This is a genomic window from Bacillus sp. SM2101 (assembly GCF_018588585.1).
Classification (GTDB): domain Bacteria; phylum Bacillota; class Bacilli; order Bacillales; family SM2101; genus Nanhaiella; species Nanhaiella sioensis.
The window spans coordinates 39,892-58,727 of record NZ_JAEUFG010000026.1 but is presented as its reverse complement, the minus strand read 5'-3'; the positions used below and the strand labels follow the sequence as shown (position 1 = coordinate 58,727).

At 33.5% G+C, this 18,836-nt stretch carries 15 protein-coding genes; 3 read left to right on the top strand and 12 right to left on the bottom strand.

What is annotated here, in order from left to right:
• From JM172_RS19530 to JM172_RS19510, 5 genes are all read right to left on the bottom strand, one after another.
• The coding region (locus tag JM172_RS19530; protein WP_214484052.1) for an ABC transporter permease at nt 1-816 on the bottom strand (816 nt) is incomplete at its 3' end.
• 207 nt (nt 817-1,023) lie between these two features.
• Nucleotides 1,024-2,679 carry a peptide ABC transporter substrate-binding protein gene (locus JM172_RS19525; RefSeq protein ID WP_214484056.1) on the bottom strand — a complete coding sequence of 552 codons (1,656 nt, stop codon included), beginning with the start codon at nt 2,677-2,679 and terminating at the stop codon, nt 1,024-1,026.
• Nucleotides 2,680-4,060: 1,381 nt separating this feature from the next.
• Nucleotides 4,061-4,540 (bottom strand): hypothetical protein, encoded by a 480-nt coding sequence (locus JM172_RS19520; protein WP_214484051.1) that lies wholly within the window; start codon nt 4,538-4,540, stop codon nt 4,061-4,063.
• 931 nt (nt 4,541-5,471) lie between these two features.
• Complete coding sequence (locus JM172_RS19515) at nt 5,472-7,133, bottom strand: DUF4179 domain-containing protein (RefSeq protein WP_214484050.1); 1,662 nt, start codon at nt 7,131-7,133, stop codon at nt 5,472-5,474.
• The gene (locus tag JM172_RS19510; protein WP_214484049.1) at nt 7,111-7,677 is read right to left on the bottom strand and encodes an RNA polymerase sigma factor; all 567 of its coding nucleotides are present in this window, start codon (nt 7,675-7,677) and stop codon (nt 7,111-7,113) included. The genes JM172_RS19515 and JM172_RS19510 overlap by 23 nt, the downstream gene beginning before the upstream one ends.
• Before the next feature lie 435 nt (nt 7,678-8,112).
• On the opposite strand from JM172_RS19510, the gene JM172_RS19505 reads away from it, so the two are divergent.
• Both JM172_RS19505 and JM172_RS19500 read left to right on the top strand, forming a co-directional pair.
• Nucleotides 8,113-8,580, top strand: coding sequence for a hypothetical protein (locus JM172_RS19505; protein WP_214484048.1), 468 nt, complete (start codon nt 8,113-8,115; stop codon nt 8,578-8,580).
• Between the two features lie 185 nt (nt 8,581-8,765).
• Complete coding sequence (locus JM172_RS19500) at nt 8,766-8,936, top strand: DUF8096 family protein (RefSeq protein ID WP_214484047.1); 171 nt, start codon at nt 8,766-8,768, stop codon at nt 8,934-8,936.
• 190 nt (nt 8,937-9,126) lie between these two features.
• Here the strand turns inward: JM172_RS19500 and JM172_RS19495 are convergent, their stop codons facing one another.
• Nucleotides 9,127-9,777, bottom strand: coding sequence for an RNA polymerase sigma factor (locus JM172_RS19495; protein WP_214484046.1), 651 nt, complete (start codon nt 9,775-9,777; stop codon nt 9,127-9,129).
• Nucleotides 9,778-9,867: 90 nt separating this feature from the next.
• Between JM172_RS19495 and JM172_RS19490 the strand changes: the two genes are divergently transcribed.
• On the top strand, nt 9,868-10,302 hold the full coding sequence (locus tag JM172_RS19490) for a VOC family protein (RefSeq protein ID WP_214484045.1): 435 nt from the start codon (nt 9,868-9,870) through the stop codon (nt 10,300-10,302).
• A 906-nt stretch (nt 10,303-11,208) separates the two neighbouring features.
• Here JM172_RS19490 and JM172_RS19485 read toward each other — a convergent pair.
• The 6 genes from JM172_RS19485 to JM172_RS19460 all read right to left on the bottom strand — a co-directional run bounded on the left by JM172_RS19485 (nt 11,209) and on the right by JM172_RS19460 (nt 18,483).
• Nucleotides 11,209-11,646: an NUDIX hydrolase gene (locus JM172_RS19485; protein WP_214484044.1), complete on the bottom strand. Its 438-nt coding sequence runs from the start codon at nt 11,644-11,646 to the stop codon at nt 11,209-11,211.
• Between the two features lie 327 nt (nt 11,647-11,973).
• Entirely contained in the window at nt 11,974-13,257 is a 1,284-nt protein-coding gene (locus JM172_RS19480) for a histidine--tRNA ligase (RefSeq protein ID WP_284730483.1), read from the bottom strand.
• Nucleotides 13,258-13,663: 406 nt separating this feature from the next.
• Entirely contained in the window at nt 13,664-13,924 is a 261-nt protein-coding gene (locus JM172_RS19475) for a hypothetical protein (RefSeq protein ID WP_214484043.1), read from the bottom strand.
• Between the two features lie 282 nt (nt 13,925-14,206).
• Complete coding sequence (locus JM172_RS19470) at nt 14,207-14,626, bottom strand: NUDIX hydrolase (RefSeq protein WP_250886782.1); 420 nt, start codon at nt 14,624-14,626, stop codon at nt 14,207-14,209.
• A 175-nt stretch (nt 14,627-14,801) separates the two neighbouring features.
• A complete protein-coding gene (locus tag JM172_RS19465) occupies nt 14,802-16,955 on the bottom strand; it encodes a peptidoglycan D,D-transpeptidase FtsI family protein (protein ID WP_214484041.1) in 2,154 nt (717 codons plus the stop codon).
• 778 nt (nt 16,956-17,733) lie between these two features.
• A complete protein-coding gene (locus JM172_RS19460; RefSeq protein WP_214484040.1) occupies nt 17,734-18,483 on the bottom strand; it encodes a class I SAM-dependent methyltransferase in 750 nt (249 codons plus the stop codon).
• Nucleotides 18,484-18,836: the final 353 nt, after the last annotated feature.

Below are 18,836 nucleotides of genomic sequence, written 5' to 3'. Positions count from 1 at the left end.
CGTTGTATAATCACGATCTGTAATCGACCGAACGAAGTGGCTACCTAACCCAGGAATACCAAATATACTCTCGATAATAAAGCTACCTGTTAAAATCCCAGCTGTTAGTGGACCCATATAGGAAACAACAGGCATTAAGGCATTACGAATGGCATGCTTAACGACGACAACGGTATTTTTGATGCCCTTTGCCTTCGCTGTTCTTATATAATCTGAAGCTAAGACTTCAAGCATACTTGACCTAGTAAGTCGCGCAATAAATGCCAGCGGTGTCGACGCTAAAGCAATTGCAGGTAAAACATGGTAAGAAAATGATTCAAATCTAGCCACTGGAAATAGCCCTAATTTCATCGCAAATACATATTGTAGGACTGACGCAATGATAAAGCTAGGAACTGATATTCCTAATACTGCAAAGACCATCACGGAATAATCTTGCCACTTATTATGTCTGAGAGCTGAAATAACTCCAAATAATACTCCAAAAGCCAATGCTAGAAAAATAGCCTCCAGTCCAAGTATTAATGATACTGGGAATCCATCATTAATAAAATCATTTACAGATTGTCCGTTGTACTTAAAGGATGGACCGAAATCCCAGCTAGCTACTGAAACTAAATAATCAAAATATTGAGCATACCAAGGCTGATTAAGACCATAATATTCATTAAGTTTTTCTAAAATTTCAGGTGGTGGTGGCTTTTCTGAGGTAAATGGTCCTCCAGGTGCTGCTTTCATAAGGAAAAAGGTTACAGTAATAATTACTAAAAGAGTAATTATTATAAATCCAAGACGTTTTAAAATATACTTAAACAAGGTTGTACACCTCCGCAACATTAACTTGAACTATAAAAACAGGTGACTCAAAGCTAAAGGTCAGACCTACTAACTCCAATTATTGTATAGTATCCGGGCAACATTCCCTATATACAATAAATGGGTTCATGGTCGGATCTTTATGAGTCACCCTCGTTAGTTAACTTTTATTCTAGTATATATCGGTCACTATCATTTATCGATTGGTTATTTCGCTTCGAAATATGCCCATTTATATTGTACGTCTCCTAATCCAGAAACTACAACGCCTTTTAAGTTGTCTTTCTTCACATACGCATTTGTATAATAATAGATTGGAGCAATTGGCATTTCTTCCATGATAAGTTCATCAGCTTTGCTTAAAAGCTCTTTTCGTTTTGCAGGATCTGTCTCTTTGTTAGAATCATCCAATAACTTTTTATACTCATCATTTTCCCATCGAGTATCATTGTTTCCGCCGACCTCTTTATATATTTCTAAGAAGTTCATTGCGTCGTTAAAGTCTCCTAGCCATCCTAAACGAGCAATTTGGTAATTACCCGCATCCATTGCATCAAGATGAACGGCAAACTCCTGATTAAATAATTCCACTTCTACACCTAGATTTTTCTTCCACATATCTTGGATTGCTTGTGCAACTTTAGCATGTGTTTCATTCGTATTGTACGAAAGCTCGATAGCAGGAAGGTCTTCTACACTTGCATAACCTTCTTCCGCTAAACCTTCTTCCAACAATTGTTTAGCAGTTTCATAATCCGCATCTTTAAAATATCCCCCTTCAGCTGCTTCTGGGAAGATAGATGGTGGAATGATACCAAAGGCTGGAACTTCTCCACCTTGTGTTATATTTTCAACAATTGCTTTACGGTCAATTGAATACGCAAACGCTTTACGAATCTTCTTATTGTTAAATGGTGCTTCTTCAGTATTAAATTTATACCAATATACACCAGCAATAGGCTTAACATTTAAAATACCTGCTTCTTTAAGGCTTGGTAATGCCTCAGAAGGTAAACTACCAGTTGGGTCACCCGCCCAATCTAACTCATCATTGTCAAACATCGTTAATTCAGTGTTTTGATCATTAATCATAATGATCTCAATTGTTTCTAATGTTACTGAATCTGCATCCCAATAATTTTCATTCTTTTCCAGTACAATTATATCGTTATGCTCCCATGATGCTAGTTTGAAAGGACCATTTGAAGTGTAATCAGGTCCAGCATCTAATGCCCAGTCAGCATTTGCTTCTGAAACTTTACTATTCACTGGGAAATAAGTATAAAATGCAGTAAGCTCTAAGAAGTAAGCAGTTGGATTTTCTAGCTGAACTTCAAGAGTCAGATCATCAAGTGCTTTAACACCAACTTCAGAAAGGTCAACTTCACCATTTCTAGCTGCTTCAGCATTCTTTACATAATCAAGAATATAAGCATAGTTTGCTTCAGGGTTTTGTAGCACCCATTTCCAAGCATATTCAAAATCATGTGCTGTTAAAGCGTCACCATTAGACCATTTTAGGCCATCACGAAGTTTAAACGTATAAGTAAGACCATCATCAGACATTTCATAATCCTCGGCCATTGCCATCTCAGGCTTACCTTCTTTACCGACACGCGTTAAACCTTCAAATGATTGTAATAAAACTGCCGAAGAAGTTGTATCTTCTGCTAAGCCAGGATTTAAAGTACTCGGCTCTGAATTATTATTCACACGTAAAACTTGATTTTCTGCAAGTCCTGTTTCATTCGCTTCTGTTTCTTCTTCTGTTTGTTCTTCTGATTCTTCAGTCGTTTCGTTACTTTCTGCTACCTCTTCTGTCTCAGAGGTTGTTTCACTATTTCCGCATGCAGCAAAGACCATAGTGAATGCTAACAGCAATGTGAGAAGCAAATACAGCTTTGTCTTCTTCAAATTGAATCTCCCCCTAAATGTAATTTTTTGTATGTAGTGGTTATAGCCCACTGAAACTATTATATTATTTACTGAAAATATTGTAAATTAATATTTTTCTTCTTTTTGCAAATTTTATGACTTTTTTTGTCGAAAAATGACCCTAAACCAGTCGTTGTTAATATGGAATATGGCACTAAAAAACTATTAAATGTATTTGATGAAGACATTGGAACCAAAACTTGATTTCCTCATTCTAAATGATATTAAGGAATAAACTATAGAATGATTCGATCTTGTCATGAGCAGAACTTCAAAATATTTATATGCATGCCATCATCGAATAGATCACCCTATTAAAAACAAAAACATATCGACATATTCCTTCGGAACCTAATATTTGCAATTACAAAAACAGCAAATTCCCGGTGAAAGGACATATGCTCACATCAATATTATTTGATCGAAAATAGGATTTTCTTAAACTTTAAACTAAGTTGCTGATAGACATGAGATTTTGTGTTAGCTGTCAATCTAATTACTTTCGTTATAAATACTTAAGTTATATGATGACAGACAATCCGTTGCCTTTCATTACATTTGAACCCCGCTTTCTTTACAAATCAGTTGTAAATATTATCAATCTTTTTGCTTACCCATATCCCGCCCTAACAAGGAGTAAATTCACATTTTCAATGAAATTTCAAATGCTTTTTGCTATGTGTTAAAGTGATGATACCCAAGCCAAACCGTTCTGACTCTCTCAATCATACTCTTACTAAAGCTTGACCAATACCCTGACATTATTCAGGATGTACGAGTATACTTCCATATAACCATGTTGTAAGCCCACACCTGAAACATAACCAAAAGCATTCAGTTTTTCTTTTTGCATCACGAACTTCACCCAAAAATTACAGCGCACAAATAGGATGGGATAATCGTTATCACGTCTATCTCACCCTAAACCCTCTCTTAAATACGGTTCTTCAACATGAAAATATTGTCGAACCACCTTTAGCTAGGGGATATCTTATAATCATATTTCAGCCACCATCTTCGCTAGTAAATTTTTTATTACAATCTTACCAACAAGATCCAGAGGCTTTATTCCTATTCTAAAGTGATGCCGCTTAGTGTCTTTGCTTTGGTGAATCAAAATATATAAACAACCAATCCAGAAAATTAAGAAATTGTGGAGAAAAACTATTTTCTTCGACATCTATGCTAAAACGAGCATTTGATCATACTACTGTGATAAAACTCATAAATAACAAGTTAAATTTGCTCCTCATTTCGTGCCATTCAATAGACAATTACGATTTAAACTCTTTAGTCTCGCTTAATACACTTATTTATTCATAAACCTAGCTCCTATATGACGAAAGTGATCAAAGTCGCTCATGATCTTCAAACCATTGTCATTAGATATTGTTACATGTCCATTTACTTCAATAATCTCATCAGTACCGATTTTTAATTTTATCGTATAATCATAATCTATATTGCTATTTTCATCTTCTTCACCTTTTACAAGTACTACATCTACTAATTCAATTTTTTTGTTTAGCTTTTTTGCAACTTTAGGGGCTATATCAAAGATTCTATTTATATTTTGTTCATATAAAGCATCTTCAGATAAATAGTGACTAACATTTTCGGAAATTTCAAACTCTGAAGGGGGTGCAGACGGGTCTTCTATTGTGTACTGCTCTTTTTTGTATGCCATAACAAGTTCATGAACTTCTTCATCATTTACAGCTTCGTTACTGCAAGCAACTGAGCTGATGAGGAAAATGGAAAACAACGTTAATCTAATTAACTGTTTCATTCAAGTCACTTCCTTGTTTTAATTTGAATGTAGAACGCTGCCTTTCGATCACATAATATTTAGATTAAGTAATAACTCTGATATTACAGAGGACAAATACCATCTTTGAATGGGTTTTATAATGGTGGATATTAGAAAACAATCATATAAGTTACTCATTCTTATTCCTAAGCCCTGTTTCATCAGCTTCCCTAGTCAAAGTGATGAGAGTTATGCGAAGGCTTGACCTTTAATAAAAATAAAAGCTAAAATAATAAAACCCCAAACATGCTTCTAAAATTACTAGTTTGGGGTTTCTTTTATTTATATTTTTTTCTCACATTCTGTAAATGTTGGCGATCAAGTTTATTGTGTCAAACCTTTCATGATCTCTTTTATTATATTGTCTTGTAGCTTGTAACATTACCTGTATTTGAAACGAATTGCTTTGACTTTAATTCATATTTAAGGCAACCAAGTTAAATATTATAAAAACAACTTTACATAATCGTTCCTCATCTTCAAACTTACTTATTGGGCGTTCATTCACTTTTTCAATAAAACGACTCGACATTCCTAGATACAAAGATCAAACAATTTTGTTATATTTCTTTTGCAATGAACTGACTAGGTGATGAACAAAAATAACTTTTAAGGTTGATATCCTAGCATCCCAAACATTACAACACTATATAAATAACAAAGATTGACAGGAACTGATACAAACATGTAAACAACAACTTTCGTAAGTCCTTTTCAACTTTTTTAAAAAAACTTCATAATCATATTATTTCTTAAATTCTTTTCGTAAATTTAGCTGCTATTGTTTATGAAAATTGATGATAACCAAGTATTCACTGTAAAGTCAGAACCTTATTATTCGGTATTGAATATTGAGGTTCAATCTAGTTGTAATGCTGATGATCTATATTTCTAAAAAAGGGTTACAATATCATTCTGCAATTTGATAAAGCGGGACCTGCCATTGTTTATCCAATTCATAAAAGCGTTTAACCGAAAGTAAGTGTAATGTTAATTCTTCTGGAATCTCCTCTAAATCGTACGCTCGAATGTCAATTGTCGTTTTATAACGATCGTTTTTATCTTTTTTATTGAGAATTGATTTTGTATCGAATGTTGGATATACATTGCCCTTATCATCTTCTATTATCCAATGAACGAACTCAGACGCTAACTCATCCTTGCCACCTTCCATTTCAATAGTGAAGTTGGTTGCTATTTCAATAGGAATAATAGCTTTTCGCAAAGAATATTCATTACGTTTTTTTGCTTTTGTAATTGTCATATAGTTTCCCTCATATTCAAATGTAACTGGATTTTTCTTTAACTCTTTAGGAATAATTGTTATCGAAAAATCTGAAGGGACTGTTTTTGCCACGCCGCCAAGCACAAAAGTCAGTTTTTCATCCTCACCTAGCGGGGTGAAAAATGTACTCCATGCATTATGCCCAAGCAGTGCTAAATCTTCGTTAGAAGTACCTAAACTATGAAAATTAGAATCTATGGAATTATCTTGGAAGATTGCGTCATGATAGGTACGATCATTTTCATGTATGTTTTTATGTTCTTCATTTTCCAAATGATAATTAACATCAGACCCATATCGTGTTAAACCACTAATGATGTCTTCACCATACTGTTCTTCAAAATTTTGTATATTTTCTTCAACCTTTGCTAATTCTTCCTCCGTAAATGATGTTTCATACAGTAGTTCATATGATGATGGAGCATAGCGTGTTTCCTTCATCGTGATCATCACTCCATTATAGGTAGTACTTACATCATTTAAGGGTAATGTATGAGTTAATTGTAGACTCCTTGTTAAGTCCACTGGAACATCTAGCTGCCAATTGCCCTTTACACCATTAATATTAGATATGTTAAATACTAACGTGAACGCCTCTCCTAATTCCTCGTATTCTCTTAAAGGGAATTCAATAAACCCATAATCATCTTCACGCTTCATCCAACTCTTCCGTTCCATAGGAATAATTTTGCCATTTTGAATGATTGCTGAAATGTCATTGTCCATGTCCTTAGGATGGACAGACCAGTCAATGTCATAGTCAATTATTTTGCCATGCTCATTTATCAATTGATATGATATAGCTAGACGAGAAGGATCTGCAATGACATCTTCAACTTTAAATGTTATATTTTGATCAGTAACTTCAAGGTTTACTCTTTCACCGACACCAGCTTGGGACGCCATTCTTAAGCCATCATCCACTTGATTTGTAGAAAACAGGCCACCAATTAATTGAGCAAAGCTAGGCTGTAATACCGCACTTAAGCTTACAGTTAAAATGATGCCTGCTACAGTGAGCATGATTCTTTTTTTAGTCGACCTCTTCTTGCGAGTAACCTTCTGTTTGTATGGTTCTAACTGGTCTAGAACGGTGGAAGCAAATTGATCAGGTAGTGTAGGTGTTTGTAATGTTTCCTTTATAAATCTTTGCTCATCTTGAAAAGCATTTACGACATGCTGACAATGCACACAATCTTTTAAATGATGTTGAATTGTAGTGTGTTCTTGTATCAGAAGTAATTGATCTACATACTGAGAAAGTTTATCTGTCGTTGGACAATTCATAGAAGTAATCCCCTCCTTGTTTTACTGTACGTCTCATCTTGCTCTTTGCCCGATGAAGTTTATTTCGAACAGTTGATAAAGGCAAGTCTACCAGCTCACTTATTTCGTTATAGCTGAGTTCATTTACATACCGTAACAAAATAACCATACGCTCATCTTCTTGTAACGTTTCGATTAAGCGTTCAAGCTGCCTTTGTTTCTCTTTTTTTAAGAAAATGACTTCAGGATCATTCATGTTTAATAGATCTACTTCGTTGATTTCAACCTGCTTCATCTTATAACGCTTCTTCCTAAATTCGTCCATACAATGGTTAATAGCCACTCGATACATCCAGTTAGAAAACGAGCCTTGGCTGTCATATTTATGCAACTGATGATACACCTTTATAAATGCCTCCTGCACTAAGTCTTGTGCGTCTTGTGCATTTTTTGTCATCCGTAGAATCGTTGCAAATAACGAATTTTTATATTTATTAATAATGTGTGCGTAGACTTGTTTATTGCCACTTAGCACTTCTTCTACCCATTTCAGTTCTTCTTCCATAATGACCTCCTGACAAGTTAAAACGATCATGCGCATTTCTCGATTCTTCTATCATTTATAATAACGGGTTTATGAGTGAAATAATTTCAAATAAACATAAAAAATTCCTTAAGTTAACATATTTTTATAGAATATGGTGTATTTTACATTATACAATTGACATGGTCATAAAGAGTTTAAAAGTAGGGGGTTTCATAACACGACTCAAGAAGGAGAAAAACCTATATCTTCATTAGTGGAAGCAAGGGCTGAAACAGGAGATTAGATTTTGTTATAAGGATCATTACATGTGATAAAACTGACATCTATACAATAATTCTCCTTTTACATTAATGATTTAATCATCAAATCCAGTGTAGCTTATTAGCGTATAGCAGATTATTAATACGTTATAACAAAAAATATTATATAAGTTAAATAGAAAGGATATAAAAAATGAAAAAACTAATGTATACTCCTATCATTTTTTTCGTACTAATTACAGCTGCATGTTCTAATAATGAAGTGATTGAAAGTGAGCCACCAATTGCACTAATTGAGATAAATAATAAACAGTATGAAACAATACTAGGGAGTTACTGTTGGAAAACTTCAAAAAGTTCAAACATTTGCGTTGATACAGCTGGGCCAGTGGAATTGTTGGAAGGAGAAACACCTATTGAAGTGAGGTCAGGTGAAGTAGTAAAGTTTGTCATGCATTATGAACCAAAGCCTACCAAAATCCATGTAACGCAAATTGAAGGTGTTAAAACTTCTGATGTTACTGTAGAAAACAACACCTTTTTCGCACCAATGGACAAGGGAATTTATTATTATAGCTACGGTGTATGGTGGATGGATAAGGAAAATACAAATGTATCTGATGGTGATGCTCTTTATAATTTCGTGTTAGAAGTGAAGTAAACGATATATTTAGTAGTCTTCTATCAAATAATATTACTTCAAATTGTTATTTTCATTGTAAGAGTACCTCAACAAAAATATTTGTTATAAGCTTTTTACTACTTATCCTAGACATAGTCATATTTAAATCTGTGTGTAGTTTTGGTAAAATGTATTTATAAAATATAATTGATTGAGGTAATGAAATGACAGATCATACAGAGATAGATTTAAATATAGTATACGATTACAAGAAATACCCTGACAAAGTAAGTGGTCGTTGCGATAATTGTAACTCATCCATTTTTAAAAGCTCTGCAAAGGACTATGTTTTTATACGTGAATGTACGAATTGTGGAATGAAAAAAAGTATCTAGCCCAGCCCTACTTATAGGGCTTTTCGTTTTGTCCAAGGTAAGATTTGATGAAATAACGATTTACCCTGTCCTCACTAATTTCTATAGCTAAATTTATATGGTAAGATCTAACCAAAATTAATTACAATGACTATACTAAATAACATCCATGACTTTTTACATTCACATAACCCACATTCTCCTACTCGAATCATGATGAAGATAGAAACTCGAGTATATTTCCATCAGGATCTACCACATGACATACAGACTGACTACTATTTCTGCTTACTTTAAAGTTACGGGCTTCAAGTAATCTGTAATAAAAAAATATTTTGTTAGCATTGGCCTCTTTTATTGCACTAGAAAGCCCAACAATGATTTGATGGTTTTGAACATTAACATCTGCATTAGATTTTGGAGATGATTTAAGTCTCTTTCTTGACCGATGTAATGCTGTTTTTATAGATTCATTACTTGTGCGAAGCATTGAGCTTAGTTCTTTTATCGTATAACCAAACACGTCTTTAAGAGTTACGAGCATAGCTTGTTTTAATGGTAAAGATACAAGTAATGATTCAATCAAGTTATCGTATTCTAAAAAATCATTCGTCTGATTATGAATCTCTTCATTGAAATAAAATAAGTCTCTTTTTTTTCTTTTTTCATCTATAAAAAGGTTTTTAGCCACAGTATAAAGAAAAGGGTATGTAATTTCTCGGTTAGGTTCTGAGTCTCTCAGCCTATAAACCTTTAATAAAGTCTCTTGAACAAGGTCTTCTGCCACCCATGTTGAGCCTGTTAATTTCAAACAGTATTTATATAGTTTTGTGATTGTTAATGCTAAATTGTCAAATACCATCTAAAACCCCCTCAAAAAAAATAAAATTATTGTAACCTTTTTACCATTATAAACGTTATACTTAGGAATTTATATAAAAGGAGTGATTTGATGATGCAAGTTGGAAGTATATTTATCCCTGTAACTAGCATTAAGGAAGCGACAAAGTGGTATGAAAAGAATTTAGGCGTTAAGAAAATTGATGGATGGGAAGATGGGGCTGGTTTTTATTTTCCAAACAGTTCAACTCAATTGGCCCTTGTTCAAGTTGAAGCTCCACAACCAACTGAATTTATCATTAAAGGGAAGAAGAAAAATGTCTATTTTAATTTTGTAGTTGAAGATATTAATTCAGTATTTGACCACCTTCATAGTAATGGTGTTATAAACACAGATATTGAAGATTATGGGGGAATGAAAGGTTTTGAGTTCTTTGATTTAGATAATAATACATTTAGTATTGTTAGTGAAAGTATTGACTCACCTTTTCATATTGAAAACGTTAAAAAGGTTCAGAAGATGAACAAAAAGACATTAGAAAGTTAATAAAGTGTCCAACGATCAAAAAAACGCTCAATAGGAGCGTTTTTTTGATTAAAACAGCGTTATTTCCATACCTCTTCTACTTGGATAATGATCTACTCGTAGCTTAGTAGGTCAGCAGACATCATTTATCACCTTATGACTCCTTAGTCTTTTCTCGTCAAACTGAATCTTACCCCTGGAATGCCATTCTATATCTCTATTTTTATATGTATTAAATATGACATCCAAATCATAATGACGATTATCATTTCCCCGTTACAACTAGTCCATGAGTTTTTAGAACAACTTTTTCTTTCGAAAATCTAATAACAACTGTTTAAGTTCAACATTTCCACAAATTATTAACCTCTCCATTTATAATTACAATGTTTGGATTAGATTATGATTCTTTAAATATAGGAAGGATATACATCTTTATCGGTTTCCAAATTCCAATATTAAATTTACTAAATCAAAGACTGCGTTCACATTATAATAAACCTCATGCCCGTTCGTTTTCAGTTTACATGTATTCACATTCTTATTTAACAGGAAATGTGTTTAAAAGTCCCAATTATGTACTTCTTAATCATGTTTTTGATCGACCTTTGGCAAGAGAAAAAATTCCGTCTTAAGAATGACATCTAAACAATCTTTCGGTCGTATTTAAAAATGGCGCATCAGTTTATACTTAAATCATCAAAAAAACAAAGGGTGATGACCTTGTTAAAAAAATGGTTTAAACGCCATGGAAAACATGGATCTACAATAGATATATATAAAGAAATTGAACGAAGGAAGCTAGAGATAATGCTCAAAAATCATGCTTTTCGATTATATTTAGGGGTTAGATAGAGAGGATAATAAAAAGCATACAACTTCTATTTCCATTTCCTCTTCACCTTTTTCCAATCAATTAACATATATTTAGTCCTTATGACTGACTCTACCTCTAAGAAAATAAGGGGCTGATGATTTACTTTTAATCAACCCCTTTTCGTTTGTAATATGTACATATTGCTCTGCTTTCGACGATTCCATCCAGGTGATTTCTTCAATCTCTTCAGGCAATGATATGCCCATTTCTCCGCCAATTATTTTTCCTCTAAAAGTAAAAAAAACAGCGTGGTTACCACTTTCTTCAAAGAATGCTTCACTTATAGAAAATATACCGTCTAATTCTACGACAAACCCTGTTTCTTCTCTAACTTCACGGATAGCAGCATCTTGTAGGGTTTCTTCCTGTTCTACTGCCCCTCCTGGTAAAGTATAGTAAGAGGTCTTTTCGCCCTTATTTTTAACCAGCAAAACTTGTTCGTCATTCTCATCAAAGATGAGTACGTATGCAACGTCTACTCTTTTCACCGCTCGTATTTCCCCCTTAAGAAATAGTAGTATCATTGAATGGTATAAAGCTATTTTTTCTTGAGGAGATCTCCTTACACAACATCCACCAGATTAGAATCTGTTCGTGTAGACCTTACCAATGGAAAATACATATAATTATACCGTTCATTACCCATTTTAATCATATTCTTACATATTTACCTTGTCAAACTTCGGCTTATTTTCAAAAGTAGTAACTGTCACATATAATTACGCTGTAATCTTGTCATGGTTGTAACAAAATATACCCATCGTATACCGCTCATTCACTGTTTATATGGTTGAACCATTGATAATATAAGCAGTTTAACTTTTAAATTGAAAAGCTTCGAACTTCTCTTCTCCTGAAGACATATTTTTTATTTTTAGTTGATTTTTCTTCACTTCATCTTCTCCGACAATAATTACATAAGGTATTTTCTCTTTGTTTGCCTTATCAAGCGCCTTTCCTAATCTTTTGTTACTCATTTCCAATTCAACCTTATAACCTTGATTCCTTAAATAGTTGGCTACTAACAAGCATTCTCTCTCAGTGTTTATTGGTACTAAATAATAATCTATATCCGTCTTGTCAGTTAGTTTCTTAGACTGACTCATAGCTGTATATATGACATCTAAACCAAAGGAAATTCCGACTGTCGAATATTTTTCATTCGTTCCAATAAGTCCACCAATTGCATTGTCATATCTCCCACCACTCCCGATGCTTGATTTCAGTGATAAATCAGACAAAAAAACTTCATAGATCGTACCTGTGTATATTTCTAACCCTCTTGCTAAAAATGGGTTAAATTCACATCGTTCACTGACATCAAGTAATTCCAAATAATTATCTAGCTCTTGTAATTCATCGAGTCCTTGTTTTACTCGATCATTTTGTTCAGCGAATGATTGATAGTAACTGTAGCTTGTATGATTGGTAGCAGTGATAAATTGTTTGATCGATTTAATCGTTAACTTCGACAGTCCTATTTCATCAAGCTCATTTATTACATTGTCTAAGCCAATCTTTTCAAGCTTATCTAATATCATCACAACTTTATTAATCTTTTTATCCTCTGTTTGAAATACTTCCAATATGCCAGTTAATAATTTTCTATTGTTATATTGGATAATGATATCTAAATCGAGTTGGCGGAAGGCATCCAATGCCATGATTAATAATTCAGCTTCAGCTAATTGTGATTCTACTCCAACAATATCAACATCACACTGCGTAAATTCTCTAAGTCTATCTGTTTTTATAGGTCCATCCCTGAATACTTTACCAATTTCATATCTTTTCAAAGGCAGCCTCAAGGTCGGATTCAACGCAACTACTTTGACAAAGGGTATCGTGAGATCATATCTTAAAGCCAAATCTCTTGCTCCTCTGTCAGATAATGCATACATTTCTTCTAATATTTCAGCTCCACCCCCATATTTTGAAGCAAGTAATTCCGTATAATTTAAAATAGGTGTCTCTAGTGGTTTGCATCCATATTTGATAAATACATCTTCTAACGTTCTTTTAATATCCCTTCTTATTATCTCAGCACTTGGTAAGTAATCTTTCGTTCCTTTGACATTTTGATAAGCCATTTTTTTCATTTTTTCTTCCTCCATAATTAAAGTAAGCAGTTTTCTTATTAAGAAACACATACACAACTAGAGTTCGTGACATCTTTTCTTCTCAACAGACTATAAAAATCATATCATTCACATCAGTTGCTCAAATTTATAGAACAAAAGCAACAAAGTCTCCGAAAAGAACCTAAATAAAAAAATCGCATCTGAGATAAGTTGTTAACTTAGTCAAATGCGATTTAATAAGAAATAGCCATCCTATGTACGATTTTTTGGATCGTATAGCACAGCTAATTGTTATGATGATGAAATTGTTCGAATGAAATAAAACTTATACAATAGGTCATGTTTATCACCTCTAATTTCCAGTTACTATATCATACTTCATTAGCAGTATCAATGTATTATTTCTTAATTTTTCGATTTTTCACTACATTAAACTACGACTCATATGTATCAGCCTTCGTCGTGTTTTCCCAATAATCATATCTGTATTTTTAGAAAATAAGTCATTATCATTCATAACGTTTCCGTTAGTTATAAGTCTTTTAATGGCATATAGCGCGATTATACACAATTCTAATAGACTCCCAAGCTGACAGGCAATAAACGATTCTGCATATAAATATGTTAATGCTTGTTGAGGGTAATTCTCTCGTACGTTCTCCCCAAAAAATAAAGTTTGAATCATGATATTGTCCTAGCCATTACAAGCCTTCTTGGTTCGTTAAAAACTTTATTTGTTACACTTAAGGATTATATAATCAGTAGTATATATATATCTGCAAATTTTAATAAAGTGACATACCATAATAAATCATGCCTTTTGAATTACTTAGTATAAAATTAATACCTCAGCAGTACATTCATTAAAGTTATATAACGCTGGTGTGTCGATTTCCGATCGCTAATACAATGTTCAATAACAAATGTTCCACATATCACTTAAGTTAGGGATGCATAGATGCAATGTTCAATCAAAGACAAGCTTTAAATAATCACCATGTCCTCTAATAAGTTCAACCTCATTTTCTGAAGAAATCCAGAAAAAATGGAACGTTAGTCCTTCTTCCTCCTCTCCGCCTGTTGGCTCGTAGTCCCATTCACTTGATGCAGTCGTTACAGAAATTTTATAAAAAAACCGATGATGTATAGCACCGTCATCATTTTCCCATAAGTCTTGAGCAATTAAATATTCAATATGAAAATCTTTCAGCCCAGTCTCTTCTTCAATTTCTCTTATTACAGCATGATAAGTACTTTCATGAGGTTTAACTGTGCCTTTTGGTATTTGTATTCCAGCTGCAGATATTGGGTGTTGAAAGACTAAAACTTGTGTTTTTCCTTCTTTCATTCTAGTAACATACCCATAAGCTTTTTTTATCGGGGTCAATATCGGAATCCTCCCATATAAAAGGTTGTTTGTTTTCTCAATGTAGTTATACATAATACAGAAAAAGAAAATTATAGTAGACTAGTGCAAACTATCTAAGAATGACAATCCTTCAAATTAATATGAGGAGCTAATTTATAGATATTTTCTAAATTTAGCCCCTCTCTCTCAATCACTACTCATTTTCTTCTTCACTTGTGGGATCGGTTAATTCAGACTCAGCCTCATCGATAACTTCTTGTTCCGTACCATTGGCTCTGTTTTGCTTTAAATTGAAGTATTCATCTAAAATTCTCTCGCCTATGTTTAAATTGATGGAGGTTTTACTATTCCCGTAGTCTGCAGTAGGAGCGACAACCGAAAATGCAACCTCTGGATTGTCATAAGGTGCATAACCAATAAGAGTTAAATTATGAGCATAAGCTACATTTTCCGACTTATCCACATCTACTTGAGCGGTTCCTGTTTTCCCAGCTGGTTTATACGGTTTGTCTCCAAAAGAACCTACAGCAGTACCTCCTGATTCTTGCATTACTTGACGAAACCCCTCCTGCACTTGTTCAATATACTCTTTTTTCATATCAACTCTATTTAAGATTTCAGGTTTAAATTCCTTTAAAATTGGACCAAGTCCATTTTGACCATCAGATGGTTGATGAATATCCTTGACAATTTGTGGTTTCACCCTGTAACCACCATTAGCAATAGTAGATACATATTGTGCTAGCTGGAGTGGTGTATACGTGTCATATTGCCCAATAGATAGATCCAATAATAAACCTGGGAGTGTATCTGTTCCAGCAAAGCCAGTTTGTTCCCCAGGTAAATCAATCCCTGTTTTTACCCCTAGACCAAATTGACTAAAATAATAACGAAACGTGTCAAAAGCAGCTGTATTTATATACAATGGTTTTCCATAAGCATAATTACCTTCACCTACCCCAATTGCTGTATGAAACATGTAGACATTAGAAGATTTTTTAAGCGCATCAAGGTCGTTTACAGGACCTAACACTTTATATGATCCTTTTGGTAAACCATTAATATTCAATGGACTATCAATAAAGGTAGTACCTGGTTTAATTGTATTTGTTTCAAAGCCTGTTAACACTGTCGCGCCTTTTACTGTTGAACCCATCGCATACGACAACTGAAAAGTTCCCCTAGCAAAATCCAAAAATTCCACTTCACCTTGATCATTTTTCACATATTGCTTCCCAGCTAATGATAGTACTTCACCAGTAGTAGGGTTCATCATAACGACAAAGGCACGGTCTAAAAATGCAGATCCCGATTTGCTTTTTGCAGTTACTAATTCCTCTTCAATAATTTTTTCAATTGCAATTTGCAAATCCATATCAATAGAAAGAACAAGATCTTTACCATTCGCACCTTCTGTAATAACTTCCTGATTAAGAGGATTACCTGCCTTGTCTGTAATATTTTTAACCTTCTCTTTTTGACCATGTAGAACATCTTCGTATTGCTTCTCAATATAGCTTTTACCTACACGGTCATTACGACTATATTCCTTAGCGACATAATAGGTAGCTACTTCAGAAGGTAACCCTTCCTTGGATGATGTAATATTTCCTAATACTGTTCGAAAGGTATCCCCGTACGGATATTCACGCACCCAATCTGTCGTCGTATCTACTCCTGGCAATTGTGATAAATGTTCACTTACAACTGCATACTCCTCTTCAGAAACTTCATCATTCTTATTTTCACTGTTACTTTTTACAATTTGTGGTGTGAGTGCATAACCACTAAATTCACGATAAATTGCAAGCACTTCAAGCTCCTGGCCTGTAATTGTGGCAAGCTCCTCTTCTGTAATTCTATTAAGCTGAAGCTTGTATATATCTGTTGCTTCAAGATCACCATCATCTAGTTTCTTTAATTCTGCATCTGTTACTTTTTCCAAAGCTTCTTCAGGATGAGTTAACATCCAAAAGTCTTTTTTATCACGTTCAGTAACATCTTTAGTATCTTTGTCAATGAAAATTGCTAGATCTCTCGCAACCTTAAGACGCTCCTCAGCAGTTGTACCTTGATAGCCAGTATATGTGATTGCGTTTAACGGTAAATTGTCTACAATGACTTTACCATTCCTGTCATATATTTTCCCTCTTGGAACGGATGCACTTACCGTCACCTCTTCTTTTTTTTCAATTTCACGTCGATAATCTTCCCCATAAACAATCTGAGTAAGTCCAAGCTTTAAAATCAATATTGAAAATAGTAAAAAGACGATAAAAAATAACACATTCAACCGAAATGGGAGATGGTTCCTTTTCTTCTTATTGTTTTTCTGTTTCTTTTTCATCCATGCACCTACTATAATTATTTTTCCATTATTATCAAGTTTTTATAGCATATTCAACTATACAAACAGACCATAGCGTTGAATTAACTTATGACTTTTAAATTCAATTTCTTTTCCTTTATTGCCTATGCTGTCTTAAGAGGAGGGACATCATTTAGTTTGAACTCCAGTGTTACCCACTCTCTTAAAATCGTGTACCATTCACTATTAAATTTGTAAATTAACCAACTCTGAATATATCGAAAAGTAAATTGTTTTCTTGATACTCCCCCTTTTATGTTTGACGAATGATGTGATGTATAAGTTGCACAATTACGTATAAAAAAATACTATAATAGTAAAATTTTGATAAGTTATCATTTTGAACTGACATAGTTTGAAAGAATAGTGTAAGAATGAAAAATGGATTGGCAGAATTCGTGCAAAAGACTTATAGGAGGTTATAGAAGCTGATCTTATAAAATATGAACTACATTATTCAAATAACATAATAGGGCCTATCTTAACGACCGATTGCATAATTTAATCCCAATATGTAATTTATACAAGACATATTGGGATTTATCATCCAAGAATCAAGTTCATATACTTATTAAGAAAATGCTCACAGTGAATTGTCTTCATATTCTGTTAACGTTTGTAAGTTTGTACCCTTTGCTGAATAGGGGGATTCACTCATAAGCAGTGATTTTTCTATATATTATAAGCTTCTCATAAGCAATTGGCAGTATAATTTATCACATCATGAATGCGTGTATAGTTATAAAACTCTATTCTATTATTTTGTTGCTATTATGAGATATCGTTTAGAGTTTGAACAAATTCCTTTATTAGTACTATTTTTTTCTATGAAGCCCTTCAATATGTCTAAGTCTTGTTTTTCCTCTCCAAATCTAGGAATAATAGGTGTATGCTTTAACAGAAAAATAAGGTCTTCCGGCCTTTCGTAATAAACAAGAGCATTTTCATCGAAGGTTTGGACATTTGAAAAACCTGCTTTGATTAATTCTTGTACATATCTTTCTTGTAATGCTCCATCCTTTTCTCCAAACGATTGTCCGCGACCAAATGCTGTTTTTAAATTTTGTTTGTCGCCTTCACTGACTTGTTGAGTTAAAAAAATTCCGCCTTTCTTTAATACCTTTGAAATTTCCTTTGCATTAAATGGGGCATGACAGCATGAAACGATATCAAAAAACTCTGCAGGAAATTGTAAATTATCCGATGGTAATTGACAAAATCGTACATTTGAAACATTTGATTTCGCAAGATTTGCTTGAGCTGTTTCCATCATTCCACTAGAGATATCTACTCCAACCAAGAAATTTGCTGAACGAGCAATTTTCAACACATTTTCTCCGCCACCTGTACCAATATCAAGCAATACATCAGAAGATTTGCACCTTTTCACAACTTCATCGTAAAAATGCCATTTTACCCCTTCTGAAGTGGACTTCAATTTACTAAAATCCCAACCATTTACTTTTCCAACTTTGTCATAAAAATCTTTATATTCTAATTCGTTCATTTTTATTTATCCACCTTTCAAATATAAAAAACCAAGACTCACAGACTTACTTAAAATACAGTCCAGTGCCTTGGCTTTAAAAAGTATGTTAATGACTCTCGACACTGTTCAAAGATTTCGTTTTCGACAAAAGGGCAGACTTCACCCTTGATGGCTGGTACGCGTTTTTGCCCAGCCCGAAAACTAATTACTTCGAACAATACGATAAGACATTTCATTCACCCCGTTTGAAAGATTATATTTATTATAATTGAAACAGACATTATATAAAAGGTATATTTTAATATATTTTCCAATTGTACAGCATAAAATCTAACTATGCTAATTTATTTTCATTAACAATAAACTTTAGT

Excerpts from the sequence above, each read along its gene's own strand:
- JM172_RS19525 (WP_214484056.1), bottom strand. The coding sequence starts at position 2,679 with ATGGTCTTTGCTGCATGCGGAAATAGTGAAACAACCTCTGAGACAGAA.
- JM172_RS19520 (WP_214484051.1), bottom strand. The coding sequence starts at position 4,540 with ATGAAACAGTTAATTAGATTAACGTTGTTTTCCATTTTCCTCATCAGC.
- JM172_RS19515 (WP_214484050.1), bottom strand. The coding sequence starts at position 7,133 with ATGAATTGTCCAACGACAGATAAACTTTCTCAGTATGTAGATCAATTA.
- JM172_RS19510 (WP_214484049.1), bottom strand. The coding sequence starts at position 7,677 with ATGGAAGAAGAACTGAAATGGGTAGAAGAAGTGCTAAGTGGCAATAAA.
- JM172_RS19505 (WP_214484048.1), top strand. The coding sequence starts at position 8,113 with ATGAAAAAACTAATGTATACTCCTATCATTTTTTTCGTACTAATTACA.
- JM172_RS19500 (WP_214484047.1), top strand. The coding sequence starts at position 8,766 with ATGACAGATCATACAGAGATAGATTTAAATATAGTATACGATTACAAG.
- JM172_RS19495 (WP_214484046.1), bottom strand. The coding sequence starts at position 9,777 with ATGGTATTTGACAATTTAGCATTAACAATCACAAAACTATATAAATAC.
- JM172_RS19490 (WP_214484045.1), top strand. The coding sequence starts at position 9,868 with ATGATGCAAGTTGGAAGTATATTTATCCCTGTAACTAGCATTAAGGAA.
- JM172_RS19480 (WP_284730483.1), bottom strand. The coding sequence starts at position 13,257 with ATGAAAAAAATGGCTTATCAAAATGTCAAAGGAACGAAAGATTACTTA.
- JM172_RS19475 (WP_214484043.1), bottom strand. The coding sequence starts at position 13,924 with ATGATTCAAACTTTATTTTTTGGGGAGAACGTACGAGAGAATTACCCT.
- JM172_RS19465 (WP_214484041.1), bottom strand. The coding sequence starts at position 16,955 with ATGAAAAAGAAACAGAAAAACAATAAGAAGAAAAGGAACCATCTCCCA.
- JM172_RS19460 (WP_214484040.1), bottom strand. The coding sequence starts at position 18,483 with ATGAACGAATTAGAATATAAAGATTTTTATGACAAAGTTGGAAAAGTA.